The 5,790-nt window shown below is 55.4% G+C and carries 6 protein-coding genes; 3 read left to right on the top strand and 3 right to left on the bottom strand.

Going from position 1 to position 5,790, the window contains the following annotated elements:
* Positions 1 to 67 precede the first annotated feature (67 nt).
* The 3 genes from Q4A85_RS13040 to Q4A85_RS13030 all read right to left on the bottom strand — a co-directional run bounded on the left by Q4A85_RS13040 (position 68) and on the right by Q4A85_RS13030 (position 1,816).
* Positions 68 to 244, bottom strand: a complete 177-nt coding sequence (locus tag Q4A85_RS13040) for a hypothetical protein (RefSeq protein WP_303111036.1) — start codon at positions 242 to 244, stop codon at positions 68 to 70.
* Positions 245 to 274: 30 nt separating this feature from the next.
* The gene (locus Q4A85_RS13035; RefSeq protein ID WP_303111034.1) at positions 275 to 1,459 is read right to left on the bottom strand and encodes an oligosaccharide flippase family protein; all 1,185 of its coding nucleotides are present in this window, start codon (positions 1,457 to 1,459) and stop codon (positions 275 to 277) included.
* Positions 1,460 to 1,636: 177 nt separating this feature from the next.
* Positions 1,637 to 1,816: a hypothetical protein gene (locus tag Q4A85_RS13030; RefSeq protein WP_303111032.1), complete on the bottom strand. Its 180-nt coding sequence runs from the start codon at positions 1,814 to 1,816 to the stop codon at positions 1,637 to 1,639.
* A 188-nt stretch (positions 1,817 to 2,004) separates the two neighbouring features.
* Here Q4A85_RS13030 and Q4A85_RS13025 point away from each other — a divergent pair, with 188 nt between their 5' ends.
* The 3 genes from Q4A85_RS13025 to Q4A85_RS13015 all read left to right on the top strand — a co-directional run bounded on the left by Q4A85_RS13025 (position 2,005) and on the right by Q4A85_RS13015 (position 5,721).
* A complete protein-coding gene (locus Q4A85_RS13025; RefSeq protein WP_303111030.1) occupies positions 2,005 to 3,315 on the top strand; it encodes a hypothetical protein in 1,311 nt (436 codons plus the stop codon).
* A gap of 187 nt (positions 3,316 to 3,502) precedes the next feature.
* Positions 3,503 to 3,670 carry a hypothetical protein gene (locus Q4A85_RS13020; protein ID WP_303111029.1) on the top strand — a complete coding sequence of 56 codons (168 nt, stop codon included), beginning with the start codon at positions 3,503 to 3,505 and terminating at the stop codon, positions 3,668 to 3,670.
* Positions 3,671 to 3,753: 83 nt separating this feature from the next.
* Complete coding sequence (locus tag Q4A85_RS13015; protein ID WP_303111027.1) at positions 3,754 to 5,721, top strand: TonB-dependent siderophore receptor; 1,968 nt, start codon at positions 3,754 to 3,756, stop codon at positions 5,719 to 5,721.
* Positions 5,722 to 5,790 lie beyond the last annotated feature (69 nt).

Genomic DNA, 5,790 nt, shown 5'->3' with positions numbered 1-5,790 from the left:
TTGTTTTCAGGCTGCCTAATCGTTTTAGCTTCGCAACTCCGCTACGCTCCGCAGGCTGCCACTCATGTTAGACAAATGTAAGGCAGCCTGAAAATGGAGCGGCGACGGCTCGTCGCCAAATGGTGTGTGGTGTAAACAGGGTTGCGTGGGTGGGCAAAATGGCTGCGAGCCGCCGCGCCATCGGTTGCGGGTTGAACAAAGGTTTCAGGCTGCCTTGCCAACCGCGTGCGCCGCCAAGCTGCACCCCCTACGGCTAAACTGGCTTTCAGGCTGCCTAATCTTTCACATTAACAAACAATATCGGCAATATCGCGGCATTGCCTGCAATCATCGCCAGCGGTATCCATTGGATGCCGATGCGGGCGGTGGCAAACAGCGCGGCAAGGTAAACCAGCGTGGACAGCACGGAAATCACGGCGATGCGTTGGTTTTTGCCGTGGTAAAACAGATGGTTCACCAGCAGATAATAGGGCAGCGTAAGCCCGAAGCCGAGCAGAAACAGCGCGGCGTAATACTGGCTGCCTGCGTAGGGCGCGCCCAGCAGCCATGTAAACAAAGCATTGGGCAGCAGCCACGCCAGCGCGGCGGGGATGGGGCTGGCGGCAAGGCTGGCAAGGGCAAGGCGGCGGATTTTGGCGGCGTTCAGGCTGCCTTGTTTGATGGCTTGATAATAATGCGGCACGATGGCTTTGTTGGCGGCGAGCAGCAAAATGCTGAGTATGCTGGCAAGCTGCAAGCCTGCGGCGTAGATGCCAAGCTGCTCGGGGGCGTAGTGTTGATGGATAACGATGCGGTCTAGCTGCCCTTTGATAAAGCCGCTGGCGTGGTGCAGCACCAGCGGTAAACCAAAGGCAAAGATGTATTGGGCAGCCTGAAACAGGCGGCGCAGGCTGGGGCGGTGCGGATTTTTGGGGATGACGGCATAGGCGGCGAGCGAGACGGCGGCGTTGCCCAGCAGCAGCGCGGCAAAGCGGACGGCAATGGGCGCGGCGTGGGTGGTTTCCAGCAGCGCAACGGTGAGCAAGCTGGTGAGCACGCCGCTGGCGGTTTGGATAAGCGTGTAGGACAAGGCGCGTTTTTGGCATTGGCGATAGGCAAGTTGCACGCCCAAAACACTTTGCGCGGCGGCGGCGCACGTTACCGCAGCAAGGTTGATGGACTGCGCGGCAGCGGCAACGCCCAGCGCAATCAGCGTAACCAGCGCGGTGTAGCCATAGCCCGCCAGCATCACGCTGGGCAAATTGCGCTTGCCGTACACATAAAAATAGCGTGTGAGCGCACCATCTTGGCTTAGGCTCAACACGATAATCAGCAGGGAAAACAGCGTTTGCCAATACGACAAATCGCCAAAGCCCGCCGCACCAAATTTGCGCGTGAGATACGGCAGCAGCAAAAAGGGCAGGGCTTTGGCGGCGAGTTCGCCGATAAGGTAGATAAGGCTATCTTTTAGGAGTTTCATGGGCAGCCTGAAAGCTGGGTTGGGGGGATAAATACACAGCGGACAATAATAAGAACCTGTATTCACTATTCTCATAGGCATCTTTTATGCCCTAAAAACGCGGCTACTGCGTTAAAAATGCGCGCAAGGTGTCCAACCTTGCTGCGCTTTTTGCCTTGTATCCGCGCTTTTATGTCATCAAATCTGCCTATGCAAATAGTGAATACAGGTTCTAAGGGCGTTGTTCAGCATACGTCCGCTGCGGCGCGGAATTGTAGCAGACGATGCGCCTATATCCTTAGCGCAAAGGTAAAATAGGCAGCCTGAAACCGTTGCAAAACTCCCAGCAGCAGCCTGAAAAATAAGAAATGCCGTCATTCCCGCGTAGGCGGGAATCTTGTTTGATATTCAGAACTTTTCGTAAAAACAGTTCATTGCATAAACTCAACCAAGATTTCCGCCTGCGCGGGAATGACGAAGAATTGACTATTTCTCGTAGTGTTTAGGTGTAGAAACACCTTTGCGCCATTTCCCACGGCAGCCTGAAACCCACCCCACAACACGCCATGAAAAAGCTTATTCTCGCCGCCCTAACCGCGCTTATCCTAATTCCCGTCGCGCTGCTTGCCATCTCCTACATCGCCCGCGCAAACGAACAACGCCAAGCCGATGACAGCCTGCGCCTGCTGCAAATCGCCCCCGCCACATTCAGCGCGGGCGGCGATGCGCTGTTTTTGTTGGACTACGACACGCCCGATGCCGCCACGCGCCGCCAATGGCTCGCCCAATACGGCAGCAATGCCTTGCGCGGCATGGCAAACGAAAACGCCGCGCCCTTGCCCGCCGCTATTCGCGCCGCCAAGTTGCCCGATGCGCCGCTTGACCGCCTAGCCTGCCCACCGCGCGACAGCGTTTCAGGCTGCCTTGATGCCGTGCGCCAAAATCTGCCCGCCTATCGCGCCAGCGTGCAACAAGCCGCCAAGCTGCTTGCCAACGCCGATGCGCTGGCGCAATACGACAATTTTGACTACGTTATCAACGATTTAACCCGCGATGCCTTGCCGCCTTTTGCCCCGCTTGCGCTGCAACACACCGCCGCAGCGGTGGACTGGGCAGAAAATCGCCAGCAAGCCGCCCTAGTGCGAGTGTGCCGCAATATCCACACAGGGCGCGTGTTGCTGCGCGCGCACGGCGGCTTGATTGATACCATGATTGGCAACGCCATCGTGGCGCGTAACACCGCGCTGGCGGCAGAAATGCTGGCAGAACAGCCCGATTGGGCAACGCATCTGCCCGATAACTGCGCCGCCATGCAGGGCGAATTTCGCTATTTTGACGGTATGCTGCGCAACTGGTTGGCAGGCGATACGCAAGGCGCAGACGAAGACACTGCCAACGCGATGACGTTTGTGCACAGCCCCATCGCGCAAAGCCTGCTGTTTTCGCCCGAGCACACGCGCCGTTTGCACGCCCAAAATCTCGCGCACTATTGCACCGAAGCGAGCAAAACCGCCATCGCGCAAGATAGGCAGCCTGAAAACCCCGCGCCCGCCGCAAATCACCTTGCGCTGCGCCCTGCCTGCTGGGGCAACTTCATCGGCTGCGTGCTGCTGGATAACGATGCGCCGAGCTACGCCGTGTACAGCGAACGCCTGCTGGATACCGCCATGCAGCAACGCGCGTTTCAGGCTGCCCTTGCCCTATACGCGCTGCCCCGCGCGCAACGCCGCGCCGCCCTGCCGCAAATCTTGCAGCAACACAGCAGCCTCACGCGCAAACTGTCTTATAGCGAAAAACAGCGGCAGATTACATTTGAACGCTACGACCAGCGCGAAAATGCCGCAGCGCAGGGCGTGGTGGTGAATGTGGATGGTTAGGCAGCCTGAAAACATCATCAACCGCTGCTAGCAGGCTTGCAAGAAATCAGACGGCTAGGCTTTGCCGAGCCAGATTATAGTAAGCCAAAATAAAAACGGCACAGGTAGGATGTGTGGCTTTGCCACGCATCATTAGGCTTGGCTAAACGGTGCGTGAACAAGTTCACACACCCTACGCGTTGATTGAATGAAATATTTCTTGATTTATTCCACTATAACCTGCGCCCGCATCGCTCAACCCCGCGCCATCCGCCAACATAGGCAGCCTGAAAAACCATACACACCGTTTCAGGCTGCCTCTATCTTGCTCGCCACATCACACCAACTATCTCCACACAACCCCTATGGTTTTTAATTCATTACATTTGTCAAAACGTGTTAAAATAAATAATTGGTAATTATTTTCATTTGCTTTAATCAAAACGAGAGAGAAAAACCATGAAAATACCGCTTTTCAAACTTTCCATGCTTACCCTTGCGCTGGCAGCGGGCTATGCCCATGCCGATGATGCGCCTGCCGAGCATCAGCAATCCTTGCAAAACATCACGGTGAAAGCCGACACGTCCACCCGTCGCGTAACCACCAAAAAAATGGATGAATCCACGTCCACCGACATGAAAGATGTGCTGTTTAACGAGCCATCCATCAACTTCGGCGGCGGCAATGCCACATCGCAATGGGTATCCATTCGCGGCATGGGGCAAGACCAAATTGACATGAAAGTGGACGACACTTATTCCGATTCGCAAATTTTCCACCACAACGGGCGGTTTTTGTTAGACCCCAGCTTGGTGAAAGTGGTGGGCGTGCAAAAAGGCACAGGCTCGGCATCGGCAGGCATCGGCGCAACCAGCGGCGCGATTGTTGCCAAAACCGCGGATGCTGCCGATTTGCTGCGCGATGGGCAAAATGTGGGCTTCAAGTTAAACGCAGGCGTGAGCAGCAACAAAGGCTACAACCGTGGCGCAACCGTTTACGGACGCTGGGGCGGCTTGGATGCCTTAGTAACCGCGAACTGGGTTACCGAAAAAGACTACAAAGCGGGCAATGGCTACCGCAGCTTAACGGGCAACAAGGTGAACGGCAGCGCGATTGGACAACGCGGCTTGCTCGCCAAATTTGCTTATAGCTTCAACGACAACCATCGCGTTGAATTAAGCCATCGCCAAGAAAAAACCTATGGCGAACGCAATTTGCGCGAAGAGTTTGACTTCGCCCAAGCGGGTAGAATCGCCACCAATGCGCCGCGCTATCGCATCTTAACGCAAGACACCACCAACCTTGCCTACGATGGGCGGCAACTGGGCGCATTAGGCAGCCTGAAAGCCAATGTGTATGTGCAAGACATCAAGCGCGAAGAACCCAGCGCAACCAGCACCACGGTCAACAAAATCGTTACCCACGGCGCAAACGTTGGCTTTGAAACGCCGCTGTTTGGCAAACACACGCTCAAATACGGCGTGAACTGGCGTAAACAAAAAAGCAAACCCGACAGCATAAGAGGCGGGCGCGTGCACGAAGAGAAAACCGATCACGGCATCTACGCCGAAGGCATTTGGGATATTTCGCCCGTAACGCTGACCACAGGCTTGCGCTACGACCACTACAAAGCGCAATTCTCGGGCAACAGCAAAAGCTCAGGCAGCAAAGTGAACCCCAGCATTGGCGTGATTTGGGACGCTACGCCCGATTTATCTTTCAACGCCAATTTAAACTACGCCAGCCGCAGCCCAAGATTGTATGAAGTGATGCTTTCAGGCAGCCGCACCGCGCTTGCCGACTCCGATTTGAAAGCCGAACGTGCGCGCAATGCCGAAGTGGGCGTGAAATACAAACTCAATGATGCGCTGTTAATTGAAGCCAGCTATTTTTACCAACAAATCAAAGACGTGCAGGCTTGGCGCAGCCTTGGGCGCGGTCGCTTTATGGCGTACAACGGCGGCACGCTGAAAAACAAAGGCTACGAGCTATCCACATCCTACCGCTGGCGCGGTTTAACCGCCCGCGCAGGCGTGGCATACAACAAGCCCAAAATTGACAGCACCAATATTGACTCGCTGGTAACGTTTGTTCCCGTGGGGCGCACATGGACGGCAGGCTTGTCTTACCAATTTGACAACCCCAATCTGGAAATTGGCTGGCGCGGACGCTTCGTGCAACGCACCGAACACGAAGCCTATCAACGCGGTTCAGGCGGTGGCACCAAACGCCCTGGCTACGGCGTGAACGATATTTATCTGAACTGGAAACCGCTGCCCAACAAAGACAATTTGAATGTGAACTTTGCCATCAACAACGTGGGCAACAAATACTACAAATCGCACACCCAGCGCGAAAGCACCAACGGCAACTCCTTGCCCGAAGCAGGGCGCGATGTGCGCTTGGGCGTGAATTATCGCTGGTAAACGGTTAAAATCCCGTTTCAGGCTGCCTAAATGGGAATACTATTTTCAGGCTGCCTAAATGGGAATACA

Origin of the sequence: Kingella sp. (in: b-proteobacteria) (assembly GCF_030527935.1) — a bacterium.
Classification (GTDB): Bacteria; Pseudomonadota; Gammaproteobacteria; order Burkholderiales; family Neisseriaceae; genus Kingella_B.
The sequence above is the reverse complement of the archived record's forward strand: the minus strand, read 5'-3'. Positions and strand labels throughout refer to the sequence as shown.

Bases quoted from the DNA above. Each gene is read 5' to 3' on its own strand.
- Q4A85_RS13035 (WP_303111034.1), bottom strand. From the start codon at position 1,459: ATGAAACTCCTAAAAGATAGCCTTATCTACCTTATCGGCGAACTCGCC.
- Q4A85_RS13030 (WP_303111032.1), bottom strand. From the start codon at position 1,816: ATGACGGCATTTCTTATTTTTCAGGCTGCTGCTGGGAGTTTTGCAACG.
- Q4A85_RS13025 (WP_303111030.1), top strand. From the start codon at position 2,005: ATGAAAAAGCTTATTCTCGCCGCCCTAACCGCGCTTATCCTAATTCCC.
- Q4A85_RS13020 (WP_303111029.1), top strand. From the start codon at position 3,503: ATGAAATATTTCTTGATTTATTCCACTATAACCTGCGCCCGCATCGCT.
- Q4A85_RS13015 (WP_303111027.1), top strand. From the start codon at position 3,754: ATGAAAATACCGCTTTTCAAACTTTCCATGCTTACCCTTGCGCTGGCA.